Here is a 24,753-nt window from a genome sequence, read left to right as displayed (position 1 = left end):
GAGCGCTCCGAGGTTTGCGTCGGGCTGGCGAGCGGCCATAATGAGCGCCTTGAATTTCCCCCAGTCTCTGAAGGATCGTCCGTGAGCCAGTCCCTGATCGCTGCCCTGCAAAACCCGGCCCTCTACCCGCATCCCGTCGAAGGGTTCCAGGTCATCGAAACCCATATTTCGTGGGTGCTGCTCACCGGTCCCTACGCTTATAAAGTGAAGAAACCGGTGAATTTCGGTTTCCTCGACTTCACCAGCCTCGACTCCCGCGAGCACTTCTGCGGTGAAGAGCTGCGCCTGAACCAGCGCCTGACCGAAGATTTGTATCTGGAAGTGATTCCAGTGACCGGCAGCGCCGAAGCCCCGCAACTGGGTGGCGAAGGCCCGGCCATCGAATACGTGCTGAAAATGCGCCAGTTCCCGCAGACCGGCCTGCTCAGCACCCTGCAAGCCAACGGCGAGCTGACCACCGCGCACATCGACGCGATGGCCGAGCAGATCGCCCGCTTCCACCTCAACGCGCCGAAAGTCCCGACCGAGCACGATGCCGGCACGCCTGACAGCGTGATGGCGCCAGTGCGTCAGAACTTCGAACAGATCCTGCCTTTCCTCAGCGACAAGAATGACCTGCTGCAACTCGACGCCCTGCAAGCGTGGGCTGAAAGCAGCTTCGATCGCCTCAAGCCGCTGTTCGCCCAGCGCAAGGCCGACGGCTTCACTCGCGAGTGCCACGGTGACATTCACCTGGGCAACGCCACGCTGATCGACGGCAAAGTCGTGATCTTCGACTGCATCGAATTCAACGAACCGTTCCGCTTCACCGACGTCTGGGCCGACACCGGTTTCCTGGCAATGGACCTGGAAGACCGTGGCCTGAAATCCCTCGCCCGTCGCTTCATCAGCCAGTACCTGGAACTAACCGGCGACTATCAAGGCCTGGAAGTGCTGAACTTCTACAAGGCTTACCGCGCATTGGTACGTGCGAAAGTCGCACTGTTCAGCATGCCGGCCGATGCCACTCCGGTGCAGCGCGCCACCACCCTGCGCCAGTACCGCAACTACGCCAACCTGGCGGAAAGCTACAGCACCATTCCTTCGCGCTTCATGGCGATTACCCACGGCGTTTCCGCGGTCGGTAAAAGCCACGTGGCCATGCGTCTGGTCGAAGCGCTGGGCGCGATCCGCCTGCGCTCCGATGTCGAGCGCAAACGCCTGTTCGGCGAGCAAACCGTTGCCAATGATGTTCAGGCCGGGATCTACAGCGCCGATGCCAGCACCGCGACTTATGCTCGCCTGCATGAAATCGCCGAAGTGATCCTGCACGCCGGTTTCCCGGTGGTGATCGACGCCACTTACCTCAAGCGCGAACAACGCGACAACGCCGCCAAGGTTGCCGAAGCCACCGGCGCGCCATTCCTGATCCTCGACTGCAATGCTCCGCAGGCAGTGATCGAGAGCTGGCTGGCGATTCGTCAGGCAGACAAAAAGGATCCGTCCGACGCGACCCTTGCCGTGATCGAAGCGCAACAAGCCAACCGCGAAGCCCTGACCCCGGAAGAAATCCTGCGCAGCAAACGCGTGCAGACCAATGAATCCGGCACCCTGGACACCGTCGTGGCGCAAATCCGCCAGCGCCTGCCAGGCCTGTAAGAAACTATTTCGGCCGTGAAGCCCTCGCTCGCTTCACGGCCGTCAAATAGTGGCACTATACTGGCGTCATAAAACCAACAGGTGATTTGACATGAGCCAGCCGAAACTTCTCGACACCCCGCTTTATGCCTTGCTGCACAAAGACGACATCACAGGTTTCAACAATGAACGGCCGAAAGACGGCCCGATCGACATGGTCGGTGGTGATTTCCGTGGCCTCGACCTGCGTGAACTGAACGCCGATGGCGTGGACTTCAGGGACGCCTACTTTCGTTCCGCCGACCTGCGCGGAATCGACTTTCGCAACGCTTCGCTGGAGGGCGCGAGCCTGGCCCACGCGCAGATTTCCGGTGCCTACTTCCCGCCGGAGCTGAGTGCCGACGAAATCCTGATGTCGATGAATTTCGGTACGCGCCTGCGTTATCGCACTCGCTGAGTCTCAGGATACCCAAACTCGTCCAGCGCCCCCGCTTTGCGCTGGACTGCGTGCTGTTGGTAATTCCCCCTCGCCCTGCTCCGTGCTGATTCATCAGCGAAAAACTGACGTTTCTTAGAAGCGTTTGCGTCGAAGCCGACCAAACAACCACGCTTTTCCTACTGATGGCTACACTCCTGAGAAGCTCGCCCACGCACCATTCGGCCGTCGCAAGGAGGCTTGATGAATGATGAACTGCAACACCTGAAGAATCTTGGCAAGACGTCGGCGCAATGGCTGCATGCCGTGGGCATCCATAGCGCCTCCGACTTGCGTCGCCTGGGCGCGGTGGATGCCTACCGGGCCGTGCGTACCCGCGGGTTCCGGGCGTCGAAGGTGTTGTTGTACGCGATCGAAGGGGCGCTGATGGACGTGCACTGGAACGACATTCCCGCCGAACGCAAGGATGCGCTGAACAAGCAGCTGGAAGCCATTTCCTCTCGCCACAAGAACTGACGGGCACTGACCGCCATGTACCTGCTCGGGGAACAATCGGCCAAGGCCGATGCATTGATCAACCACTTGCAGAGCTTGCCTGCGCAATGGCTCGAAGGCCTGGCGCCGTGCGGGCCGGCGCTGGAACTGGAAGCCACGGATGATTTGCTGACACGCTTGCCGGACGACCAATTGTTCTTGCTCACGCAAGGTGTCATCACCGGCAGAGTGAGCGGTCGCGGTCTGTTCTATTGGCATGAGGGGGACCTAATCGGCCTGCAGCAGGGGCCGGAATGGGCTGATTGCGCCTTGGGCACGGATAACCCGCTGACGTTGCTGCCCTATCGACGAAGTGATTTGTTTCAGCATGTGTATAGCGATTCATCTCGCTCGGAGCAGTTTCTGCGCTACCTGCTGGGGCAAATGGCGCTGCTGGCCCACGCCGTTGCCGAGTTCAAGCCACGTGAGTTTCGCAGCACCAATGGGTTCAAGCGTGTCGAGGCCGGAGACGTTCTGATACGCCAGGGCGATGTCGCTGACCATGTATTCGTGATTATCGAAGGACACGCCGAAGCCTTTGTTAATGGGCACAAGGTAGGCGATGTGCCCAAGGATGAGATCTTCGGCGCAATGGCTGTATTCACTGGCGAACCGCGCAACGCAACGGTCATTGCCCGGGAAGCGAGCACGGTGATGCTGATTCCCGGCGATCAGTTTCTGAGCATGACCCGCACCAATCCGAAAATCGCCCACAGCCTGATCGAAAGCATGGCGCGGCGTATCGACCAGCTCAACAAGCAGCTCACGGGATTTAACAGCCAGAACTGAAGCCCTGTTCGCGGGGCGTTTACGCCATTGCCGGGACAAAACGACAAAAATGGAAAAACAGCAGTTGACTCGTTAATGAGAATCGCTATGATTATCACAACTGATCGCGAGATCAGTCGATATTCTGAAAAGCCCTTGGTTCGGACTCTCAGATTATCTCCTCATCAGGCTAATCACGGTTATTTGACCCGGTTTTTACCGGGTCTTTTTTTGCCTGTGGAAAAGTCATTGCTTGCCGAACTGCTTACGCATCTGCGCGCAATAATCCGGTTTCGGCGTGGCTGGGGTGAGCCAGACATAATCAGCCATCGCCGCCGTAACCTCACTGCCCTGCTCCGCCAGCATCAACACCGTCGGCGCTTGCGGCGCGCCCAGATCCAGTACATGCAGCGGCACCCCGACATCTTTGCGCGCGTGATACGCACCCGCCAGTAACAAGGCAGGCGCAGGCGCTGCCAGCAAACGCGAGGCCATGCGTCGATCCCGCTGTTGCTGAACGGCCAGCATCGCCGGCATTTGTGATGACGGCAGCAAGCCGCAGTGAGAATCGCCGATCTGCTCCAACAGCGTCTCTTTCACAGATTTGGCATTGCTGCGCTCACCGCTCAGAACCGGAGGATCGCGATAGAACGCGCGGATTTCGATGTTATCGAGGTTCGCCGCCAGCAACGGCCAGGATTGCGTCAGGGCGAACCGCACAATCGGTCCGTAGAGATTCCAGTCCCAACCCTCCTGCCAGGCCAATGCAGCAGGAAGATCAGCCGGTGGCGTTGACGCATGTCGTACGTCATCAACCCGCGACTGTTGATCGGGTGTCAGCATTTCCAACAGGAGACTGCCCTGGGGCCGCGCCTTTTCCAGGTTCTGTAACAGCCACAATTGAAGGGCATGGTGATCAGCGTTGTCATGCCGCTCACCAACAATCACCTGCGATGGACTGCTCAACCGAGCCAGTAATTGCTGCGCCGTCAGATGCTCGCCGCTGCGCAAATCACGGATCTCGCCCACGACCGGGGGCGCCGCAACATGCTGGCAACCTGCAAGCCACAACACCGCCAACAGCAAAATCCCGCGCATACACTCACCTCGATGACGAAATCAGCGGGCGATGATCAGCGGATGCCCGCGCTCCGGGTGCGGCTGCACCAGCACTTCCAGACCGAAAACTGCCTTCAACGATTCCGGACGCAATACCTGCTGCGGCGTGCCCAGCGCAATCGGGCGCCCGCCTTCCAGCAGCAGGATGCGATCACAATAGCGCGCCGCCAGATTCAGATCATGCAGGATCACCAGCACCGCCGCGCCGCGATCGGCAAATTCGCGCACTGCTTGCAGCGTCGTGTGTTGATGCAATGGATCAAGCATCGAGGTCGGCTCATCAAGCAGCAGAGTCTGCCCCGCCTGCCCCGGCCAGAGTTGCGCCAGCACACGCGCCAGATGCACCCGTTGACGCTCGCCGCCGGACAGCGCCAGATAACTGCGACCGCTCAGATGCCCGGCATCCGCCGCCCGCAAAGCATCAACGACAATTTCGTCGTCGCGCACCCGCCCGCTCTGATAAGGCAGACGCCCCATGCCGACCACTTCTTCAACGCGAAAGGCAAAATCCAGGGTCGACACCTGCGGCAACACCGCCAGCCGCTGGGCGCGCTGAGTGCCGCTCCAATGACTCAAGGCCTCACCGTCCAGCAGCACTTCCCCCTCGTGCGCGCTCAACTCACCGCACAACGCGCCGAGCAAGGTACTTTTACCGGCGCCATTCGGCCCCAGCACGCCAAGCACTTCGCCCGGTTCGAGTTGCAGGCTGACGTCGGCCAGAACAGTCTTGCGGCCACGGCGGATGTGCAGATTGTGCGCACGCAGCATCAGGCACGCCCTCGCAGCAGCAGATAAAGGAAGAACGGCGCACCGATGAACGCGGTGACGATGCCGATCGGCAACTCCGCCGGCGCCAGTGCCAGACGTGCAACCAGATCCGCCAACAGCAACAGACTGGCCCCGGCCAGCACCGATGCCGGCAGCAACACCCGGTGATCCGGCCCGGCGAGCAAGCGCACCAGATGCGGCACCACCAGCCCGACAAAACCGATCATCCCTGCCGCCGCCACCGCCGCACCGACACCCAGCGCCGTGCAAAACACCAACTCGCGCTTGAGCCGTTCGACATCGATTCCCAGATGCCCGGCTTCCGATTCGCCGAGCAGCAACGCATTGAGCGCCTTCGCCCGACGTGGAAGCCAAAGCGCAACACCGGCAGTGATGATCAGCAGCGGCCACAACCGCGCATAGCTCGCGCCGTTGAGGCTGCCCAGGTTCCAGAACGTCAACGTGCGCAATGTGGCGTCGTCGGCCAGATAGGTAAACAGCCCCACCGCCGAACTGGCCAGCGCGGTCAGGGCAATCCCCGCCAGCAACATGGTCGCCACATTGGTCTGCCCGTTGCGGCGGCCGAGTCGATAGACCAGCGCAGTTACGCCAAGGCCACCGAGAAACGCGCAAACCGACAGCAGATAAGGCCCGAACCACTCTGGCAGTCCGCCAAAAAACGAGCCGCCGACGATCGCCACCGCCGCGCCCAGCGCCGCGCCGCTCGAGACGCCAACCAACCCTGGATCGGCCAGCGGATTGCGAAACAGCCCCTGCATCGCCACACCGGACAGGGCAAGCACGCCGCCGACTGCCAGCCCGAGCAACGTACGCGGCAGACGAATCTGCCCGAGAATCAGTTCAGCCTGCTCCAGCCCGTCCGGCGCCAACGGCACACCGATCATGCGCAGCGCAGCGCGCAAGGTATCGAACAACGGCAGGCTGACCGGCCCCAATGCCAGCGACAGCCAGATCGCCAGCAGACACAGCAGGATCAGGCCGATGAACAAGCCACGGGGTTTGACCAGCGTGGTCATTGGCCGCTCGAGGCCGGATAGAAACCGTCAGACAGAGTCTTCAGCGCTGCCGGCAAACGCGGCCCGAGTCCGCCCACCAGCAGCGTCGGATCCAGCTCCAGCACGCGTCCGGTCTTGGCTGCACGGCTGGAATTGAGGATCGGGTTTTCCTTGAACAACGCCGCTTTCGCCGCCTCGCCGGTCAGCGCACGGTCAGCGAACACCAGCACTTCAGGATCAAGACTGGCCAGTGACTCCACGGAAAACGGCTTGTAACCGGTGTGGGTCGCGAGGTTATGGCCGCCCGCCTGTTGCAGCAGCCAATCGGCGGCGGTGTCCTTGCCGGCGATCAGTGGTTTGCCGCCGGCATGGCCGAGCAGCAACAGCACGCCCGGTGCTTTGTGCTTTGATTGCACCGCAACCACACGTGCCTTCTGAGCATCGAGTTGCTGTTGATAACTGTGCAGCAATTGCGCGGCCTGGCTTTCGGCCCCCAGCAACTGCCCCAGATGGGTGACGTTTTTCTCCAGCGTCGGCAGATCCGGCTGAGCCGAGAACAATTCCACCTGCACCTTGGCACTGCGAACCTGCGAGATCACTGGCGGCGGGCCCATTTCTTCGGTGCCGATGAGGATGTCCGGGCGCAGGCTGAGGATGCCTTCGGCCGACAGGCTGCGCTGGTAGCCGATGCTCGGCAGGGACTTGAGGGATTGCGGATGCTGGCTGGTGGTGTCGACGCCCACCAGTTTGGCCTCGCCGCCCAGCGCACTGACCCACTCCGACAACGCACCGCCGGCGCTGACCCAACGTTGCGGCAACTCGGCCGCTGCAGCCTGGTGGCTGACCAAAAGTCCGACACACAGCACGGCAACGGGGGTACTCAGGCGCATAGACAGCTTCCTTGAAAGGTTTTCCCGGGCATCGGAACGGCAGGCCAAGTATCCTCGGCAGCGATCACCTCGCCACGGGCGAAGGCGGCCATTTGATAATTGTTTGCATTTGAACGTCAAGCTCGGACATATCCGGACACGAGCCGACACTTGAGGATAGCCATGAAGTTTCTTTGCGCGGGTGCCGATCTGGCTGAGGGCGGCAGCCGCGGTTTCGATATCGACGGGAAAAAACTGTTTGCCGTGCGCCGCGCGGGGCAGGCTTACGTCTACCTCAATCGCTGCCCGCATCGGGGCGTCGGTCTGGAATGGCATCCCGACCAGTTTCTCGACCCCAGCAACAGCCTGATCCAGTGCGCCACCCACGGCGCACTGTTTCTGATCGAAGACGGAGAATGCGTCGCCGGCCCCTGCGCCGGACAATCGCTGACGGCCATCCCTTGCCATGAAGACGCGCAAGGGCTGTGGATCGACGTTTAACCGTTGAGCAGCACGTCCAGGCGCCTGTCGATCACCATCTCTTCATGGCTCAATCGCACGCCGTACGCCAGGACCTCGACCCCGCACGCCACCGCCTCACGTAGCGCAGCGGCGTAGGCCGAGTCGATTTCCTCGGCCGGGCGCACCGCTTCGACACCCGTGAGATTGACGCAGTACAACTGCACCGCACGAATCCCGTCCCGCGCCAGATGCGCCAGCTCACGCAAATGCTTGGCGCCGCGCTGGGTCACTGCATCGGGAAATGCCGCAATCGCCGTGCCGTCGAAACCCAGAGTGACGCTTTTCACTTCAACGTAAGCCGAGCCCGTCGGGTAGTCGAGGCGAAAATCGATCCGGCTCTTTTCCTGCCCGTACGCCACTTCACGCTTGAGCCCGGTAAAACCGTTCAGCTCACTGATGACGCCGGCCTGCAAGGCCTCTTCGACCAGTGCGTTGGCGCGCCCGGTGTTGACGCAAAACAACCGGCCTTGCGGGGTTTCACCGACCTCCCAGGTGCCGGGCAGTTTGCGTTTCGGATCTGTGGAGCGGCTGAACCAGACCTGCCCGCCCTCGACCTGGCAATTGAGCATTGAACCGGTGTTCGGGCAGTGAATGGTCAGCAATTCGCCGCCAACGGTTTCGATATCGGCGAGAAAACGCTTGTAACGGCGGATCAATCGACCTTCTTCGAGCGGAGGATGAAAGCGCATCAGCCTTGCCAGCTCTTCAAGCCACGGGCGATACGCTCTACCGCTTCCTGTAGGCGTGGGAGGTTTTGCGTGTAGGCAAAGCGCACGTGATGACCGGCCTGATAGCGGCCGAAATCCAGCCCCGGCGTGAATGCCACGTGTTCGGTTTCGAGGAAATGCCGGCAGAACGCGAAGGCATCGCCGCCGAACTGGCTGATATCGGCATACAAATAGAACGCGCCTTCCGGCTCCACGGCAATGTTGAAGCCCAGCTCCCGCAATGCCGGCAGCAGGAAGTCGCGACGACGGCCGAATTCGGCGCGACGCTCTTCGAGAATCGCGATGGTGTCCGGTTCAAAACAGGCCAGCGCTGCGTGTTGGGCCATGCTTGGCGCGCTGATGTAGAGGTTCTGCGCGAGTTTTTCCAGCTCACTGACGGCCGCATCCGGCGCCACCAGCCAGCCGAGACGCCAACCGGTCATGCCGAAATATTTGGAGAAACTGTTGAGGACAAAGGCGCTGTCGTCCACTTCCAGCACACTGGCGGCGTCGGTGCCGTAAGTCAGGCCGTGATAAATCTCGTCCACCACCAGATGCCCGTGACGGGCCTTGATGGCTGCGGATAACCCGGCCAGTTCATCGCGGGTCAGAATCGTACCGGTCGGGTTGGCCGGCGAAGCGACCAGCGCACCGACGCTGTCGTGGTCCCAGTGGCGTGCCACCAGGTCCGGCGTCAGTTGATAGCGAACGTCCGGGCCCACCGGTACAAGCTGTGCCGCGCCTTCGACCAACCGCAGAAAGTGTCGGTTGCAAGGATAGCCGGGGTCGGCCAGCAGCCAGTGTTTGCCCGGATCCACCAGCAACGCACTGGCCAGCAGCAGCGCGCCGGAACCGCCGGGCGTAATGAGAATCCGTCGTGGATCGATGTTCAGGCCGTAGCGCGTTTGATAGAAGCCGGAAATCGCCTCGCGCAGCTCGGGAATGCCACGGGCTGCGGTGTAGCGGGTTTTCCCGGCCGTCAGGGCTTGCTGGCCGGCGCGGATGATCGGCTCGGCGGTGGTGAAGTCCGGCTCGCCGATTTCCAGGTGGATCACGTCGTGGCCGGCGGCCTGCAATTCATTGGCCCGCGCCAGCAACGCCATCACATGGAACGGTTCGATCGCACGACTGCGCGCACTGTAGGGCTGAGCCATTGGCCTTCCTTCAACGAGGGAAAAGAAACGATTCTACCCATCTGCCGGAACGAGCGAGAACCCGCAGCGGTCACAGCCTCAAGAACACTGGACTGTAACGACCCGCGCGTACGCTCCAGGATTGACTAAAATCAGTGATTGAGCAGGTTTGCAGCACCGCCGGACATGGCTTGGCAAACATTTGCAAGTCCCATCGGCCACGCGCTCGACATCCGGGAGTAGCGCGGGTCGAATTGATCTGGTAAGTTCGCCCGCTTGCAGCCGCAGGGCCGGCAGGTGTCGGTGATGGAGCAATCCTGCGCAATGGATTACAAGAGTAGAGGCGGTCCATTTCATGCCCACCCAAGCAAAGCAACAGGCAAGTCAGACACTCAGCGGTTTCGAACCTTACGTCCCTAAAGAGGGCGAAGAGTACATGGGCGCGCCTATGCGTGCGCACTTCACCAAGATCCTGACCAAGTGGAAACTCGACTTGATGCAGGAAGTCGACCGCACTGTTGATCACATGAAAGACGAAGCGGCCAACTTTCCTGATCCGGCCGACCGTGCCAGCCAGGAAGAAGAGTTCGCCCTCGAGCTGCGCGCCCGCGACCGCGAGCGCAAACTGATCAAGAAGATCGACAAGACCCTGCAACTGATCGAAGACGAAGAGTATGGCTGGTGCGACTCTTGCGGCATCGAGATCGGTGTCAAGCGCCTCGAGGCCCGTCCGACTGCCGACATGTGCGTCGACTGCAAGAACCTGGCGGAAATCAAGGAAAAGCAGGTCGGCAAGTAATCCCGGCCTGAACGAAAAACGGAGCGTGCGAACGCTCCGTTTTTGTTTCTGCTGTTTTCTGACTCTCAAGTAACATCGCCCTCATGACTGCCAACACCTCCCCCGCCTACATTGGCCGCTTCGCCCCGACACCCAGCGGGCACCTGCATTTCGGTTCGCTGGTCGCCGCCCTGGCCTCTTATCTGGACGCACGCTCGGTGGGCGGCCGCTGGCTGGTGCGCATGGAAGACCTCGATCCGCCTCGCGAAGAGCCGGGCGCGCAAGCGGCGATTCTCAAGGCGCTGGAAAGCTATGGCTTCGAATGGGACGGCGAAATGGTCCGCCAGAGCGATCGGCACGAAGCCTACGCCCAAGTGCTCGACAGCCTGTTCAATCACGGCCTCGCCTACGCCTGCACCTGCTCACGCAAACAACTGGAGCCGTACCACGGCATTTATCCGGGACTTTGCCGCAATGCCGGCCATGGTCAGGAAGACGCGGCGATTCGCCTGCGCGTGCCGGAGCTCGAATACCACTTCATCGACCGGGTGCAGGGCCAATACCGCCAGCATCTGGGCCGTGACGTGGGAGATTTCGTAATCCGCCGCCGCGACGGTCTCTACGCCTACCAACTGGCGGTGGTGCTGGACGATGCGTGGCAGGGCATCACCGACATCGTGCGCGGCGCCGATCTGCTCGACTCCACGCCGCGCCAGCTCTATCTGCAAGAACTGCTGGGCCTGCGCCAACCGCGCTACCTGCATCTGCCATTGATCACCCAGCCGGACGGCAACAAGCTCGGCAAGTCCTATCGCTCGCCACCGCTGGAAGCCGATCAGGCCACGCCATTGTTGCTGCGGGCCCTGCGTGCATTGGGGCAAAACCCGGGGCCCGAACTGGCCCACGCCTCGCCGCAAGAGCTGCTGAACTGGGGCAGCGCCCACTGGGATGCCTTGAAAATCCCGCGCACACTGACCCTGCCCGAAGCGCAACTGCTGTGACGACACTTGCAGTGGCGCGCCCATCCGTTACCATCGCCGCACGTTTTCGGGCACGCGCATAAAAAAGAGAGGCCGGGATGTACATCTATCGCTTGGTCCTGCTTCTGGTCGTGGGGATCTACCTGTTTTCTCCTGCCATCATGGATTGGTGGATCGACGCGACGGGCGCCTGGTATCGCCCTTATCTGCTCTGGCTGATCCTGATTGTCGTGACCTTCATCCTGCAGAGCCAAAAAGATGCCGATGAGCTTTAGCCTGACCCAGATGCTGCTGATCAGCGCCGCCTACCTGGCCGCGCTGTTCGGCGTGGCCTGGATCAGTGAGCGGGGCATGATCCCGCGGGCGATCATTCGCCACCCGTTGACCTACACCCTGTCGCTGGGGGTCTACGCCAGCGCGTGGGCGTTCTATGGCACGGTGGGTCTGGCCTATCAGTACGGCTATGGCTTTCTGTCCAGTTATCTCGGGGTGTCCGGCGCGTTTCTGCTGGCGCCAGTGCTGCTGTATCCGATCCTCAAGATCACCCGCACTTATCAACTGTCGTCGCTGGCGGACCTGTTCGCCTTCCGCTTTCGCAGCACCTGGGCCGGTGCGCTGACCACGATTTTCATGCTGATCGGCGTCTTGCCGTTGCTGGCGTTGCAGATTCAGGCGGTTGCCGACTCCATTGGCATCCTCACCGGCGAACCGGTGCAGAATCGCGTGGCCCTGGCGTTCTGTGCGCTGATCATTCTGTTCACGATCTTCTTCGGCTCCCGTCACATCGCCACCCGTGAAAAGCACGAAGGACTGGTGTTCGCGATTGCCTTTGAATCGGTGATCAAACTGGTGGCCCTTGGCGGCGTTGGCCTCTACGCGCTATACGGCGTATTCGACGGCCCGCAGCAACTTGAACTGTGGCTGTTGCAGAACCAGACCGCCCTCGCCGCCCTGCACACGCCGTTGCAGGAAGGCCCGTGGCGCACGTTGCTGCTGGTGTTTTTCGCCTCGGCGATCGTGATGCCGCACATGTATCACATGACCTTCACTGAAAACCTCAACCCGCGCTCGCTGGTCAGCGCGAGCTGGGGCTTGCCGCTGTTCCTGCTGTTGATGAGCCTGGCCGTGCCGCTGATTCTCTGGGCCGGCCTGAAACTCGGCGCCACGACCAATCCGGAATACTTCACCCTCGGCATCGGCATCGCCGCCAACAGCAAGTCGCTGGCGTTGCTGGCCTATGTCGGCGGTCTGTCGGCGGCCAGCGGCCTGATCATCGTCACCACGCTGGCGCTGTCGGGCATGGCCCTGAACCATCTGGTGCTGCCGCTCTACCAGCCACCGGCCGAGGGCAATATCTATCGCTGGTTGAAATGGACCCGCCGGGCACTGATCGTCGCGATCATCATGGCCGGCTTCTGCTTCTACCTGATGCTCGGCGCCGAGCAGGATCTGGCCAACCTCGGCATCGTCGCCTTCGTCGCGACCCTGCAATTCCTGCCGGGTGTGCTCTCGGTGCTGTACTGGCCGACCGCCAATCGCCGCGGTTTTATCGCCGGTCTGCTGGCGGGGATTGTGGTGTGGGTCGTGACCATGCTCTTGCCGCTGGTCGGCAACCTGCAAGGTTTCTACATTCCGCTGCTGAACATGATTTACGTATTGGACGACACCAGTTGGCACATGGCGGCCATCGCCTCGCTGGCGGCCAACGTCCTGATGTTCACGCTGATTTCGCTGTTCACCAATGCCAGCCCCGAAGAAGCCAGCGCCGCCGAAGCCTGCGCGGTGGACAACGTGCGACGCCCGCAACGCCGGGAACTGCACGCCGCCTCGCCGCAGGAGTTCGCCACGCAACTGGCCAAGCCGCTGGGCGCCAAGGCCGCGCAGAAAGAGGTCGAGCAGGCCCTGCGCGACCTTTATCTGCCATTCGACGAACGCCGCCCTTACGCCTTGCGTCGCCTGCGTGACCGGATTGAAGCCAACCTCTCCGGCCTGATGGGCCCGAGCGTCGCCCAGGACATGGTGGAAACCTTTCTGCCGTACAAGGCTGGCGGTGAAAACTACGTCACCGAAGACATCCACTTCATCGAAAGCCGCCTCGAGGATTATCACTCGCGCCTCACCGGTCTGGCTGCCGAACTCGATGCCCTGCGCCGCTACCACCGCCAGACCCTGCAGGAACTGCCGATGGGCGTCTGCTCGCTGGCCAAGGATCAGGAGATCCTGATGTGGAATAAGGCCATGGAAGAACTGACCGGAATTGCCGCGCAACGGGTCGTCGGCTCGCGCCTGAGCACCATCGCCAATCCGTGGAAAGACCTGCTGCAAGGCTTCATCCATCTGCCGGATGAGCATTTACACAAACAGCATTTGGCCCTCGACGGCCAGACCCGTTGGCTGAACCTGCACAAAGCGGCGATCGACGAGCCGCTGGCACCGGGCAACAGCGGCCTGGTGTTGCTGGTGGAAGATCTGACCGAAACCCAAATGCTCGAAGACAAACTGGTGCACTCCGAGCGTCTGGCCAGCATCGGTCGACTCGCGGCGGGTGTGGCTCACGAAATCGGTAACCCGATCACCGGCATCGCGTGCCTGGCGCAAAACCTGCGGGAAGAGCGCGAAGAGGACGGTGAGCTGACGGAAATCAGCGGCCAGATCCTCGAGCAGACCAAACGCGTGTCGCGCATCGTCCAGTCGTTAATGAGTTTCGCCCACGCCGGCAGCCATCAGCACAGTGACGAGCCCGTTTGTCTGGCGGAAGTCGCCCAGGACGCCATCGGCCTGCTGGCCCTGAACCGGCGCAATTTCGAAGTTCAGTTCTATAACCTGTGCGATCCCGATCACTGGGTCGAAGGCGATCCGCAGCGGCTCGCCCAGGTGCTGATCAATCTGCTCTCCAACGCCCGTGACGCCTCGCCTGCCGGCAGTGCGGTGCGGGTCAAGAGCGAAGCCGGCGAACACACGGTCGATCTGATCGTCGAAGACGAAGGCAGCGGTATTCCGTCGAGCATCATGGACCGATTGTTCGAACCCTTCTTCACCACCAAGGATCCTGGCGAAGGCACCGGTCTGGGCCTTGCACTGGTCTATTCCATCGTTGAAGAGCATTATGGACAAATCACCATCGACAGCCCGGCTGATGTTCAGAGCCAGCGCGGCACCCGTATCCGGGTGACATTGCCGCGTCATGTCGAAGCGACGTCCGCTGTGAACTGAGACCGTCGAGAGTATCGAATCAATGCCGCACATTTTGATCGTCGAAGACGAAACCATTATCCGCTCCGCCTTGCGCCGCCTGCTGGAACGCAACCAGTACCAGGTCAGCGAAGCCGGTTCAGTGCAGGAAGCACAAGAACGCTTCAGTATTCCCACATTCGATCTGATCGTCAGCGACCTGCGACTACCGGGCGCTCCCGGCACCGAGCTGATCAAGCTCGGCCAGGGCACACCGGTGCTGATCATGACCAGCTACGCCAGCCTGCGCTCGGCGGTCGACTCGATGAAGATGGGCGCGGTGGATTACATTGCCAAGCCTTTCGATCACGATGAAATGCTTCAGGCTGTCGCGCGGATCCTGCGTGATCGCCAATCGGCGCCTGCCGCCGGCGAGGCAGCTGCTGCCAAACCTGCCAATGGCAGCGGCAAATCCGCCATCGACAACAGCAACGGCGAAATCGGCATCATCGGCTCGTGTCCGCCGATGCAGGATCTTTACGGCAAGATCCGTAAAGTCGCGCCGACCGATTCCAACGTGCTGATCCAGGGTGAGTCCGGCACCGGTAAAGAGCTGGTGGCCCGCGCCCTGCACAACCTGTCGAAACGCGCCAAGGCGCCGATGATCTCAGTGAACTGCGCCGCCATTCCGGAAAGCCTGATCGAGTCCGAACTGTTCGGCCACGAGAAAGGTGCGTTCACCGGTGCCAGCGCCGGTCGCGCCGGTCTGGTGGAAGCGGCGGACGGCGGCACGCTGTTCCTCGACGAAATCGGCGAATTGCCACTCGAAGCTCAGGCTCGCCTGCTGCGCGTGTTGCAGGAAGGCGAAATTCGCCGGGTGGGCTCGGTCCAGTCACAGAAAGTCGATGTCCGCTTGATCGCGGCGACCCACCGTGACCTCAAGAGCCTGGCGAAAATCGGCCAGTTCCGTGAAGACTTGTACTACCGCCTCCACGTGATCGCGTTGAAACTGCCGGCCCTGCGCGAGCGCGGCGCCGACGTCAACGAAATCGCCAATGCGTTTCTCGCTCGTCAGAGCGCGCGCATCAACCGCACCGACCTGAAATTTGCCGCCGATGCCGAGCAGGCGATCCGGCACTATTCCTGGCCGGGTAACGTGCGGGAGTTGGAAAACGCCGTCGAGCGCGCGGTGATTCTGAGCGAAAGCCCGGAAATTTCTGCCGACCTGCTGGGCATCGACATCGAACTGGGCGATCTGGAGGACGACGAATTCATCGGCCTGCCGGCTCAACAGTCCGGTAACGCCAGCAACAGCAGCCACGAACCGACGGAAGACCTGTCACTGGAAGACTATTTCCAGCATTTCGTGCTCGAGCATCAGGACCACATGACCGAGACCGAACTGGCGCGCAAACTGGGCGTCAGCCGCAAATGCCTGTGGGAACGCCGTCAGCGTTTGGGCATTCCGCGGCGCAAGACCGGGGTCGCCAGCGAGAGCTGAACGTTACCTGTCGAGTGTGCGGGTAACCGCTAAAGAAGTGAAAAAACTGTTACCTCAGTCTTTTCACGTAACAGAAGCCGGGGTTATCGGTAACGAAATCCCGGCTTTTTTTCGCCCTGCGAAAACGGTTATATCGACCTAACCCCTTGTTTTATTGGGGTTCGAAAAAGTTGGCACGGCACCTGCTATATGTTTGGTACAAGAACAATAACAAGCAATGCACAAGACAATAAAAATAAGACGAATCGACTCACGCACAATAAAAACAAGACGGCGAGAGGCGCAGCTAACTGATTCTTTTGGAGAGGCGTTGTATTTGGGGCTAGCCCCACGACCAGGCCGAGAACAACAAAAACTGTCTTAAGACAGAGCCTGTACTGGTTGGATCGCAAGATCACTGCAACACAGCGACCAAAGCAATCCGTTTGCTCTTGGCTCCCGATTGGGAGGGTCATGAAGGAAAAGCTTCATGACGAGGGCACTCAACAAAAACAAGAAGCCCGAATCAATAATAAAAAGAGCACGCAACTACTTCTTGGGGAGCTTCGGCTCCCCTTGTAGTTTCTCCTTTACGGCAAATCTCTCCTTCACACGCCCCTACACCCCTCTAGCCTGCGGCTTGCAGCGCAAAACGGCAGCGTCCTACACCATCCCTCGACTAAATGCTAGAATCCCGGCCCATCATGCGGTCATTCTCTGGTATGGCCGAACATTCCTTCAAACAGTGCATCCCATGCTGAAGAAGCTGTTCCAGTCATTCCGAACTCCCCTGCGTCGTACGCAACACATCCGTAGCACGCCTGAAGTCCTCAACAGCGGCCAACATTCGCTGCAAAAGGCCCAATTCAGCCGGTACGCGGTCAACATCGTCGAACGTCTGCAGGGCGCCGGCTACCAGGCCTACCTGGTTGGCGGTTGCGTGCGAGACATGCTGCTGGGCATCACGCCCAAAGACTTCGACGTCGCCACCAGCGCCACCCCCGAGCAGGTTCGTGCCGAATTCCGCAATGCGCGGATCATCGGCCGCCGCTTCAAGCTGGTACACATCCATTTCGGCCGCGAAATCATTGAAGTCGCGACCTTCCGCGCCAATCACCCGCAAAACGAAGACGATGAAGACAGCAATCAGTCTTCGCGCAACGAGAGCGGGCGTATTCTGCGCGACAACGTCTACGGCACCCTGGAAGAAGACGCGCAACGCCGCGACTTCACCATCAACGCCCTGTATTACGATCCGGTCAGCGAGCGCATCCTCGACTACGCCAACGGCGTACACGACATCCGCAACCACCTGATCCGCCTGATCGGCGACCCAAAGAAACGTTACCAGGAAGACCCGGTGCGGATGCTGCGGGCCGTGCGTTTCGCCGCCAAGCTCAATTTCGGTATCGAAAAGCACACCGTCCAGCCGATCCGCGAACTGGCACCGATGCTGCGCGAGATTCCGTCGGCCCGACTGTTCGAGGAAGTGCTCAAGCTGTTCCTCTCCGGTCATGGCGCCATCACCTTCGAGATGCTGGTCGACCTGCAACTGTTCGCGCCGCTGTTCCCGGCCAGTGCCGATGCGCTGGAACACAACCCGGAATACACCCACACGTTGATCAGCGAAGCACTGACCAACACCGACCTGCGGATCAAGCAGAACAAACCGGTGACCCCGGCGTTCCTGTTCGCCGCCCTGCTGTGGCCTGCCCTGCCGGCCCGCGTGTTGCGTCTGCAAGAGCGCGGCATGCCGCCGATTCCGGCGATGCAGGAAGGGGCTCACGAACTGATCGCCGAGCAGTGCCAACGCATCGCGATTCCAAAACGCTTCACCATGCCGATTCGCGAGATCTGGGACATGCAGGAACGCCTGCCACGCCGCAGCGGCAAACGTGCCGACCTGTTGCTGGACAACCCGCGCTTCCGTGCCGGCTACGATTTTCTGCTGTTGCGTGAAAGCGCCGGCGAGCAGACCGATGGCCTGGGCGAATGGTGGACCGATTATCAGGACGCCAACGACAGCGAACGTCGCGACATGATCCGTGACCTCAGCGGTAAGGGTGATGACGCCAGTGGTGCACCGCGCAAGCGTCGCCGCAGCAGCGGTTCCAAGCGCAAACGCGCCGGCGCACCGAGCGCCACGGGCGAATAAGGCATGGAACGCATCTACATCGGCATGGGCAGCAACCTGGCTGACCCGGCCGAACAACTGCGCAGCGCGGTCGACGCGCTGGGGCAATTGCCCGATACCGAACTGGTCGGCGTGTCTGCCTTCTACCAAAGCGACTCCCTGCTGCCGGGGCAACCGCGTTATACCAACGCGGTTGCCGCGCTCGACAGCGCGCTCGCCCCGCTGGATCTGCTCGATGCCTTGCAAGCCATCGAAAACGACCAGGGCCGCGAACGCCTGGAGCGCTGGGGCCCGCGCACGCTGGATCTGGACATTCTGTTATTCGGTGATCGCCTGATCGACGAGCCGCGCCTCAAAGTCCCGCATTACCACATGCAGGAGCGCGCATTCGTTCTCTATCCTTTGGCCGAACTGGCGCCCGATGATCTGCGTCTGGCCGATGGCCGCACCCTTGCCGATCTTCTCGCAGCCTGCCCGTTCGTCGGCCTCGAACGCCTTCCCCTCCCCTAACATCTATCCCCTGTGGGAGCGGGCTTGCTCGCGAATGCGGTGTATCAGCTCAATAAGATGCTGACTGACACGACGCCTTCGCGAGCAAGCCCGCTCCCACATCGACTTGTCCAAATCCCGGTTTTTGTCGGACAAAAAAACCGCAGATCAGGCCCGCCGGCCCGCTGAATCGCATCAGTAACGTCGGTAACACTCCCCTCGTAACAATGCGGTAACACATGCAATTGACTTCCTGGGGCCTCATCACGACTATAGGCGTCCCGCTGCCGCCAACCCGGCATACAAGGGCGCAATCCAGGCCTTATAAGCACGACAAAAGAGCGTGCGCCTGAATAGATGACGAATCACGCGCGTTACTCGCAGTAGTTTCCAAAGCGCCTGAACGAGGATTTCTTACATGCCAGCCATCACCCTGACCACGCTCCAGAGCCTCAAGCAGAAAGGTGAAAAGATCACCATGCTGACCTGCTATGACGCGACCTTCGCCCACGCCTGCAACGAGGCCGGTGTCGAAGTGCTGCTGGTGGGCGACTCCCTCGGCATGGTCCTGCAGGGTCACGACAGCACCCTGCCGGTGACCACCGCAGAAATGGCCTACCACGTTGCCAGCGTCAAACGCGGCAACTCTGATGCCCTGATCCTGGCCGACCTGCCGTTCATGGCCAACGCCACCCTCGAACAAACCATGACCAACAGCGCCCTGCTGATGCAGGCCGGCGCGCACATGGTCAAGGTCGAAGGCGCCTTGTGGCTGGCGGACTCGATCCGCCTGCTGGCCGAGCGCGGTGTGCCGGTCTGCGCCCACATGGGCCTGACCCCGCAAGCCGTGAACATTCTCGGTGGCTATAAAGTGCAAGGTCGCAACGAAAACCAGGCTCGCCAGATGCGCGCCGACGCGATCTCGCTGGAGCAGGCAGGTGCAGCCATGCTGCTGCTCGAATGCGTGCCGAGCGAACTGGCAGCTGAAATCAGCCAGGCCGTGAAGATTCCGGTGATCGGCATTGGCGCCGGCAGCGACACCGACGGTCAGGTGCTGGTACTGCACGACATGCTCGGCCTGTCGATCAGCGGCCGCGTGCCGAAGTTCGTGAAGAACTTCATGCAGGGTCAGGACAGCATCCAGTCCGCGCTGAAGGCTTACGTCAGTGAAGTCAAAGCCACCACTTTCCCCGGGATCGAACACGGATTCTCTGCATGAACACCGTCAAAACCGTACGTGAACTGCGCGCCGCCGTGGCGCGCGCCCGCAGTGAAGGCAAGCGCATCGGCTTCGTGCCGACCATGGGCAACCTGCACAGCGGCCACATCGCGCTGATCACCAAGGCCACCCAGCGCGTGGACTTCGTGGTTGCGAGCATTTTCGTCAACCCACTGCAGTTCGGCGCCGGCGAAGACCTCGACAAGTACCCGCGCACCCTGGCGGCGGATCAGGAAAAACTGCTGGAAGCCGGATGCGATCTGCTGTTCGCCCCGACCGTCGAGGAAATGTACCCCGACGGCATGGCCGGTCAGACCCGGGTCAGCGTGCCGCAACTCTCCGAAGGCCTGTGCGGCGCCAGCCGTCCGGGGCACTTCGAAGGCGTGGCAACGGTGGTCAGCAAGCTGTTCAACATGGTCCAGCCGGACCTGGCGATCTTCGGCCAGAAAGATTTCCAGCAACTGGCGGTGATCCGCGCGCTGGTGCACGACCTGAACATGCCGATCCAGATCATCGGCGAGCCGACCGTACGCGCCGCCGACGGCCTGGCGCTGTCCTCGCGCAACGGTTTCCTCAGTGAAGAACAGCGCGCCGTGGCGCCGGTGGTCTATCGCACCCTGAGCAGCATTGCCGAGTCGATCAAGCAAGGCGAGCGCGACTTCCCTGCCCTGATCCAGGCGCAACGCCAGCAACTGGAAGCCGCCGGCCTGCGTCCTGACTACCTGGAAATCCGCCACGCCCTGACCCTGCGTCCGGCAACGGCGGAAGATCGTGATCTGGTGATTCTGGTCGCGGCCTTCCTCGGCACCACCCGGTTGATCGACAACCTGCATCTGAATCTCGATACCCCCGCCTGAACACCGGCAAACGCTGTGGGAGCCCCCCGCTCCCACAGTGTCTGCACGCACTTCCAGACCGTATTGCTGAGTACCTGCCCATCGGGCAAACTCCCGCCGTTCGACTCGACACCAATAGCAGGGACTGCTCACATTACCCGCCGTTTGTCGGCCCCGTCTGTTATCAATGTTAAAAAAGTACCGAAAACAGGTCAGACAAAGCCAAGACAGATCGCGGCGCTGGGTTTACTGTATTCGCCCTGCGCCAAAGTAATCGTGTCGACGCAGTTGCCCCCTCGCCCAAACATGGCGGGGAGGTCTTTTCAGAGTTCAAAAGGCCGTTCAAGTAAAAAGGAAAACCGCAGCGATGGCGTACTACCGCACTCCTCATGACGTTACCGCTCTGCCTGCCTGGCAAGCGTTGAAAGATCACCGCCAAGCCATGCAGGATTTCAGCATGCGCGAAGCCTTCAACGCCGATCCGCAGCGCTTCAATCAGTTCACTCTCAGCAGCTGCGGACTGTTTCTCGACTATTCGAAGAATCTGATCAACGCCGAGACCCGCAACCTGCTGGTGGGTCTGGCCAATGAAGTCGATCTCAAGGGCGCGATCAAGGCGCTGTTCGACGGCGAAATCGTCAACTCCTCCGAAGGCCGCCCGGCGCTGCACACCGCCCTGCGTCGCCCGGTCGGCGACAAGCTGTCGGTCAACGGCGTCAACGTGATGCCTGAAGTACACAAGGTGCTGAACCAGATCACCGATCTCGTGGGCCGCATCCACGACGGTCTGTGGCGCGGTTACACCGAGAAGCCGATCACTGACGTGGTGAACATCGGCATCGGTGGCTCGTTCCTCGGCCCCGAGCTGGTTTCCGAAGCCCTGCTGTCCTACGCCCAGAAAGGCGTGCGTTGCCATTACCTGGCGAACATCGACGGCAGCGAGTTCCACGAGCTGACGCAAAAACTGCGCGCCGAGACCACGCTGTTCATCGTTTCGTCGAAATCGTTCAACACCCTCGAAACCCTGAAAAACGCCCAGGCCGCACGCGCCTGGTACCTGGCTCAGGGTGGTTCGGAAGCCGAGCTGTATCGCCACTTCATCGCCGTATCGAGCAACAACGCGGCAGCCGTGGCCTTCGGTATCCGCGAAGAAAACATCTTCCCGATGTGGGACTGGGTCGGCGGTCGTTACTCGCTGTGGTCGGCCATCGGTCTGCCAATTGCGCTGGCCATCGGCATGTCCAACTTCAAGGAACTGCTGTCGGGTGCCTACACCATGGACCAGCATTTCCAGAGCGCGCCGTTCGAACAGAACATGCCGGTGCTGCTGGCCCTGCTCGGCGTGTGGTACGGCAACTTCTGGGGCGCGCAAAGCCACGCGATCCTGCCGTACGACCACTACCTGCGTAACATCACCAAGCACTTGCAACAGCTGGACATGGAATCCAACGGCAAGAGCGTGCGTCAGGACGGCACTGCGGTGTCGACCGATACCGGGCCGGTGATCTGGGGCGGCGTCGGCTGCAACGGTCAGCACGCCTACCACCAGCTGCTGCACCAGGGCACCCAACTGATCCCGGCCGACTTCATCGTGCCGATCGTCAGCTTCAACCCGGTCTCCGACCACCATCAGTGGCTGTACGCCAACTGCCTGTCGCAGAGCCAGGCGCTGATGCTCGGCAAGACCCTGCCGGAAGCCGAAGCGGAACTGCGCGACAAGGGCATGAGCGAAGACCAGGTGCAGAAGCTGGCACCGCACAAGGTGATCCCGGGCAACCGTCCGAGCAACACCATCGTGGTCGAGCGCATCAGCCCGCGTCGTCTCGGCGCACTGGTGGCGATGTACGAGCACAAAGTCTTCGTGCAAAGCGTGGTCTGGGGCATCAACGCCTTCGACCAGTGGGGCGTGGAACTGGGCAAGGAACTGGGCAAGGGCGTGTACAACCGTCTGGTCGGCAGCGAAGAAACCGCCGCCGAAGACGCGTCCACCCAAGGCCTGATCAACTACTTCCGCGGCCGTCACCGCGGCTGATCCAGCCCCGAACACACCCCCTCGCCATGAGGGGGTGTTTGTTTACAGGTATTGAACCCTCCCCGCTCTCGGCGCATCTTTATCCTTGTCGCACAACAAGAATAAGGAACCGTCATGTTCGATATCAGCACGTTCCCCAAAGCCGATGCCGTCCGCCGGGCTGCACAGTTGAGTCAGGACGACTACCAGCGCCTGTACCGCGAATCGATTGAACACCCCAGTACCTTCTGGGCCGAACAGGCCACCCGCTTCCTCGACTGGAGCACGCCGTGGCAGACCGTCCAGCGCTATGACCTGAAGACCGGCGAAGCCGCCTGGTTTGCCGGTGGCAAGCTGAACGTCAGCTACAACTGCATTGACCGCCATCTGGAAAAGCGCGGCGATCAGACCGCCATCCTCTGGGAAGGCGACGACCCTGCCGAATCGACACAAATTACTTACAGCAAACTTCATCACCACGTCTGCCGCCTGGCCAACGTGCTGAAAAGCCGTGGCGTGAAGAAAGGCGACCGGGTGTGCATCTACATGCCGATGATCCCCGAAGCGGCCTACGCGATGCTCGCCTGCGCGCGGATCGGTGCGATTCATTCGGTGGTGTTTGGCGGTTTCTCCCCGGACTCATTGCGTGACCGCATTCTCGACGCCGACTGCCACACCGTGATCACCGCCGACGAGGGCGTGCGCGGTGGCAAATTCGTGCCGCTGAAACAGAATGTCGACAAGGCCCTGCAGAGTTGCCCGAATGTCAGCACCGTCGTGGTGGTCGAGCGCACCCAGAACAACGTCGACTGGGTCGAAGGCCGCGACCTCTGGTATCACCAGGCCGTGCGCGACGTCAGCGACGATTGCCCGCCGGAACCGATGGACGCCGAGGATCCGCTGTTCATCCTCTACACCTCCGGCAGCACCGGCAAACCCAAGGGCGTGCTGCACACCACCGGCGGTTACCTGCTGCAGGCGGCGATGACCTTCAAGTACGTGCTCGATTACCGCGACGGCGAAGTGTTCTGGTGCACCGCCGACGTCGGCTGGGTCACCGGCCACAGCTATATCGTCTACGGGCCGCTGGCCAACGGCGCCACCACCCTGATCTTCGAAGGCGTGCCGAGCTACCCGAGTACTTCGCGATTCTGGCAAGTGATCGACAAACACAAGGTCAACATCTTCTACACCGCCCCCACCGCCCTGCGCGCGTTGATGCGTGAAGGCGCCGGGCCGCTGCAGGAAACATCGCGGCAAAGCCTCAGATTGCTCGGCAGTGTCGGTGAGCCGATCAACCCGGAAGCGTGGGAATGGTATTTCAACGTGGTCGGCGAACAGCGCTGCCCGATCGTCGATACCTGGTGGCAGACCGAAACCGGCGGCATCATGCTCAGCCCGCTGGTCAGCGCCCAGCGGATCAAACCGGGCTGCGCCACCCAGCCGATGTTCGGCGTGCAACCGGTGCTGCTCGATGAGCACGGCAAGGAAATCCAGGGCGCCGGCAGTGGCGTGCTGGCGATCAAGTCGAGCTGGCCGGCGCAGATCCGCAGCGTTTACGGCGACCCGCAGCGCATGGTCGACACCTACTTCAAGCCCTATCCCGGCTACTACTTCACCGGCGACGGCGCCCGCCGTGACGAGGACGGCGATTACTGGATCACCGGGCGCATCGACGACGTGATCAATGTCTCCGGCCATCGCATCGGCACCGCCGAGGTAGAGAGCGCGCTGGTGCTGCACGACAGCATCGCCGAGGCCGCTGTGGTCGGCTATCCACACGACGTCAAAGGCCAGGGGATTTATGCCTTTGTCACACCGATGAATGGCACCGAGCCCAGCGATGAACTGAAGAAAGAACTGCTGGCCCACGTCAGCAAGGAAATCGGCAGCTTCGCCAAACCGGACCTGATTCAGTGGGCCCCGGCCCTGCCGAAGACCCGCTCGGGCAAGATCATGCGGCGGATACTGCGCAAGATTGCCTGCAACGAGCTCGACAGCCTCGGCGATACCTCAACCCTGGCGGATCCGAGCGTGGTGCAGGGCTTGATCGATAAACGCTTGAACCAGTAAGACCGCAAACGCATCGCGAGCAGGCTCGCTTCCACAAGGACTTATGATCGTCTGTGGGAGCGAGCCTGCTCGCGATGGGAACCCCTCGAGTGC

At 61.3% G+C, this 24,753-nt stretch carries 22 protein-coding genes; 16 read left to right on the top strand and 6 right to left on the bottom strand.

Going from position 1 to position 24,753, the window contains the following annotated elements:
* Positions 1-81 precede the first annotated feature (81 nt).
* The 4 genes from ACKUG4_RS27755 (at position 82) to ACKUG4_RS27740 (ending at position 3,376) form a co-directional block, all read left to right on the top strand.
* A complete protein-coding gene (locus tag ACKUG4_RS27755; protein WP_236190012.1) occupies positions 82-1,638 on the top strand; it encodes a bifunctional aminoglycoside phosphotransferase/ATP-binding protein in 1,557 nt (518 codons plus the stop codon).
* Positions 1,639-1,729: 91 nt separating this feature from the next.
* Positions 1,730-2,074: a pentapeptide repeat-containing protein gene (locus tag ACKUG4_RS27750; RefSeq protein ID WP_007959639.1), complete on the top strand. Its 345-nt coding sequence runs from the start codon at positions 1,730-1,732 to the stop codon at positions 2,072-2,074.
* A gap of 222 nt (positions 2,075-2,296) precedes the next feature.
* Positions 2,297-2,569: a TfoX/Sxy family protein gene (locus ACKUG4_RS27745; RefSeq protein ID WP_003228231.1), complete on the top strand. Its 273-nt coding sequence runs from the start codon at positions 2,297-2,299 to the stop codon at positions 2,567-2,569.
* Between the two features lie 15 nt (positions 2,570-2,584).
* Complete coding sequence (locus tag ACKUG4_RS27740) at positions 2,585-3,376, top strand: Crp/Fnr family transcriptional regulator (RefSeq protein ID WP_236190013.1); 792 nt, start codon at positions 2,585-2,587, stop codon at positions 3,374-3,376.
* Between the two features lie 225 nt (positions 3,377-3,601).
* Here the strand turns inward: ACKUG4_RS27740 and ACKUG4_RS27735 are convergent, their stop codons facing one another.
* Genes ACKUG4_RS27735 through ACKUG4_RS27720 form a run of 4 tightly spaced genes read right to left on the bottom strand, consistent with a single transcriptional unit; the run spans position 3,602 to position 7,148 of the window.
* Positions 3,602-4,453: a ChaN family lipoprotein gene (locus ACKUG4_RS27735; protein ID WP_445435251.1), complete on the bottom strand. Its 852-nt coding sequence runs from the start codon at positions 4,451-4,453 to the stop codon at positions 3,602-3,604.
* A gap of 21 nt (positions 4,454-4,474) precedes the next feature.
* Positions 4,475-5,242: a heme ABC transporter ATP-binding protein gene (locus ACKUG4_RS27730; RefSeq protein WP_445435250.1), complete on the bottom strand. Its 768-nt coding sequence runs from the start codon at positions 5,240-5,242 to the stop codon at positions 4,475-4,477.
* Positions 5,242-6,225 carry a FecCD family ABC transporter permease gene (locus ACKUG4_RS27725; protein ID WP_170928972.1) on the bottom strand — a complete coding sequence of 328 codons (984 nt, stop codon included), beginning with the start codon at positions 6,223-6,225 and terminating at the stop codon, positions 5,242-5,244. The genes ACKUG4_RS27730 and ACKUG4_RS27725 overlap by 1 nt, the downstream gene beginning before the upstream one ends.
* A 50-nt stretch (positions 6,226-6,275) precedes the next feature.
* A complete protein-coding gene (locus tag ACKUG4_RS27720; protein WP_445435249.1) occupies positions 6,276-7,148 on the bottom strand; it encodes a heme/hemin ABC transporter substrate-binding protein in 873 nt (290 codons plus the stop codon).
* A 162-nt stretch (positions 7,149-7,310) separates the two neighbouring features.
* Between ACKUG4_RS27720 and ACKUG4_RS27715 the strand changes: the two genes are divergently transcribed.
* The gene (locus ACKUG4_RS27715) at positions 7,311-7,628 is read left to right on the top strand and encodes a Rieske (2Fe-2S) protein (RefSeq protein ID WP_236190020.1); all 318 of its coding nucleotides are present in this window, start codon (positions 7,311-7,313) and stop codon (positions 7,626-7,628) included.
* On the opposite strand, the gene sfsA is transcribed toward ACKUG4_RS27715, so the two are convergent.
* Both sfsA and ACKUG4_RS27705 read right to left on the bottom strand, forming a co-directional pair.
* Positions 7,625-8,338, bottom strand: a complete 714-nt coding sequence (gene sfsA, locus ACKUG4_RS27710) for a DNA/RNA nuclease SfsA (protein ID WP_085648760.1) — start codon at positions 8,336-8,338, stop codon at positions 7,625-7,627. The two genes, ACKUG4_RS27715 and sfsA, sit on opposite strands and share 4 nt — an antisense overlap.
* Positions 8,338-9,510, bottom strand: a complete 1,173-nt coding sequence (locus ACKUG4_RS27705; protein WP_074691458.1) for a pyridoxal phosphate-dependent aminotransferase — start codon at positions 9,508-9,510, stop codon at positions 8,338-8,340. Before ACKUG4_RS27705 ends, sfsA begins: the two co-directional genes overlap by 1 nt.
* A 334-nt stretch (positions 9,511-9,844) precedes the next feature.
* Here ACKUG4_RS27705 and dksA point away from each other — a divergent pair, with 334 nt between their 5' ends.
* From dksA to acs, 11 genes are all read left to right on the top strand, one after another.
* Positions 9,845-10,288 (top strand): RNA polymerase-binding protein DksA, encoded by a 444-nt coding sequence (dksA, locus tag ACKUG4_RS27700; RefSeq protein ID WP_039771633.1) that lies wholly within the window; start codon positions 9,845-9,847, stop codon positions 10,286-10,288.
* 83 nt (positions 10,289-10,371) lie between these two features.
* Complete coding sequence (gluQRS, locus tag ACKUG4_RS27695) at positions 10,372-11,268, top strand: tRNA glutamyl-Q(34) synthetase GluQRS (protein WP_445435248.1); 897 nt, start codon at positions 10,372-10,374, stop codon at positions 11,266-11,268.
* Positions 11,269-11,345: 77 nt separating this feature from the next.
* Positions 11,346-11,522: a hypothetical protein gene (locus tag ACKUG4_RS27690; protein ID WP_003176118.1), complete on the top strand. Its 177-nt coding sequence runs from the start codon at positions 11,346-11,348 to the stop codon at positions 11,520-11,522.
* Positions 11,506-14,460, top strand: a complete 2,955-nt coding sequence (locus ACKUG4_RS27685; protein ID WP_166742304.1) for a sensor histidine kinase — start codon at positions 11,506-11,508, stop codon at positions 14,458-14,460. Before ACKUG4_RS27690 ends, ACKUG4_RS27685 begins: the two co-directional genes overlap by 17 nt.
* Before the next feature lie 22 nt (positions 14,461-14,482).
* Complete coding sequence (locus tag ACKUG4_RS27680) at positions 14,483-15,919, top strand: sigma-54-dependent transcriptional regulator (protein ID WP_440815926.1); 1,437 nt, start codon at positions 14,483-14,485, stop codon at positions 15,917-15,919.
* Positions 15,920-16,652: 733 nt separating this feature from the next.
* Complete coding sequence (locus tag ACKUG4_RS27675) at positions 16,653-18,053, top strand: polynucleotide adenylyltransferase PcnB (RefSeq protein WP_064599472.1); 1,401 nt, start codon at positions 16,653-16,655, stop codon at positions 18,051-18,053.
* A 3-nt stretch (positions 18,054-18,056) separates the two neighbouring features.
* Complete coding sequence (gene folK, locus ACKUG4_RS27670) at positions 18,057-18,542, top strand: 2-amino-4-hydroxy-6-hydroxymethyldihydropteridine diphosphokinase (RefSeq protein WP_085648756.1); 486 nt, start codon at positions 18,057-18,059, stop codon at positions 18,540-18,542.
* 397 nt (positions 18,543-18,939) lie between these two features.
* Positions 18,940-19,740, top strand: coding sequence for a 3-methyl-2-oxobutanoate hydroxymethyltransferase (gene panB / locus ACKUG4_RS27665; RefSeq protein WP_039771642.1), 801 nt, complete (start codon positions 18,940-18,942; stop codon positions 19,738-19,740).
* Complete coding sequence (panC, locus tag ACKUG4_RS27660; RefSeq protein WP_007959604.1) at positions 19,737-20,597, top strand: pantoate--beta-alanine ligase; 861 nt, start codon at positions 19,737-19,739, stop codon at positions 20,595-20,597. Before panB ends, panC begins: the two co-directional genes overlap by 4 nt.
* 346 nt (positions 20,598-20,943) lie before the next feature.
* Positions 20,944-22,608, top strand: coding sequence for a glucose-6-phosphate isomerase (gene pgi, locus ACKUG4_RS27655; protein ID WP_039771644.1), 1,665 nt, complete (start codon positions 20,944-20,946; stop codon positions 22,606-22,608).
* Between the two features lie 114 nt (positions 22,609-22,722).
* Positions 22,723-24,660 (top strand): acetate--CoA ligase, encoded by a 1,938-nt coding sequence (gene acs / locus ACKUG4_RS27650; protein ID WP_445435247.1) that lies wholly within the window; start codon positions 22,723-22,725, stop codon positions 24,658-24,660.
* The last annotated feature ends 93 nt before the right edge of the window (positions 24,661-24,753 follow it).

Source organism: Candidatus Pseudomonas auctus, from assembly GCF_048654275.1.
GTDB classification, from domain to species: Bacteria; Pseudomonadota; Gammaproteobacteria; order Pseudomonadales; family Pseudomonadaceae; genus Aquipseudomonas; species Aquipseudomonas pharyngis.
Note: the sequence above shows the minus strand (reverse complement) of the source record. Positions and strands in the feature narration are given on the sequence as shown.

Coding starts and splice junctions, on each gene's coding strand:
- ACKUG4_RS27750 (WP_007959639.1), top strand. CDS start 1,730: ATGAGCCAGCCGAAACTTCTCGACACCCCGCTTTATGCCTTGCTGCAC.
- ACKUG4_RS27745 (WP_003228231.1), top strand. CDS start 2,297: ATGAATGATGAACTGCAACACCTGAAGAATCTTGGCAAGACGTCGGCG.
- ACKUG4_RS27740 (WP_236190013.1), top strand. CDS start 2,585: ATGTACCTGCTCGGGGAACAATCGGCCAAGGCCGATGCATTGATCAAC.
- ACKUG4_RS27735 (WP_445435251.1), bottom strand. CDS start 4,453: ATGCGCGGGATTTTGCTGTTGGCGGTGTTGTGGCTTGCAGGTTGCCAG.
- ACKUG4_RS27730 (WP_445435250.1), bottom strand. CDS start 5,242: ATGCTGCGTGCGCACAATCTGCACATCCGCCGTGGCCGCAAGACTGTT.
- ACKUG4_RS27720 (WP_445435249.1), bottom strand. CDS start 7,148: ATGCGCCTGAGTACCCCCGTTGCCGTGCTGTGTGTCGGACTTTTGGTC.
- ACKUG4_RS27715 (WP_236190020.1), top strand. CDS start 7,311: ATGAAGTTTCTTTGCGCGGGTGCCGATCTGGCTGAGGGCGGCAGCCGC.
- sfsA (WP_085648760.1), bottom strand. CDS start 8,338: ATGCGCTTTCATCCTCCGCTCGAAGAAGGTCGATTGATCCGCCGTTAC.
- ACKUG4_RS27705 (WP_074691458.1), bottom strand. CDS start 9,510: ATGGCTCAGCCCTACAGTGCGCGCAGTCGTGCGATCGAACCGTTCCAT.
- dksA (WP_039771633.1), top strand. CDS start 9,845: ATGCCCACCCAAGCAAAGCAACAGGCAAGTCAGACACTCAGCGGTTTC.
- gluQRS (WP_445435248.1), top strand. CDS start 10,372: ATGACTGCCAACACCTCCCCCGCCTACATTGGCCGCTTCGCCCCGACA.
- ACKUG4_RS27690 (WP_003176118.1), top strand. CDS start 11,346: ATGTACATCTATCGCTTGGTCCTGCTTCTGGTCGTGGGGATCTACCTG.
- ACKUG4_RS27685 (WP_166742304.1), top strand. CDS start 11,506: ATGCCGATGAGCTTTAGCCTGACCCAGATGCTGCTGATCAGCGCCGCC.
- ACKUG4_RS27680 (WP_440815926.1), top strand. CDS start 14,483: ATGCCGCACATTTTGATCGTCGAAGACGAAACCATTATCCGCTCCGCC.
- ACKUG4_RS27675 (WP_064599472.1), top strand. CDS start 16,653: ATGCTGAAGAAGCTGTTCCAGTCATTCCGAACTCCCCTGCGTCGTACG.
- folK (WP_085648756.1), top strand. CDS start 18,057: ATGGAACGCATCTACATCGGCATGGGCAGCAACCTGGCTGACCCGGCC.
- panB (WP_039771642.1), top strand. CDS start 18,940: ATGCCAGCCATCACCCTGACCACGCTCCAGAGCCTCAAGCAGAAAGGT.
- panC (WP_007959604.1), top strand. CDS start 19,737: ATGAACACCGTCAAAACCGTACGTGAACTGCGCGCCGCCGTGGCGCGC.
- pgi (WP_039771644.1), top strand. CDS start 20,944: ATGGCGTACTACCGCACTCCTCATGACGTTACCGCTCTGCCTGCCTGG.
- acs (WP_445435247.1), top strand. CDS start 22,723: ATGTTCGATATCAGCACGTTCCCCAAAGCCGATGCCGTCCGCCGGGCT.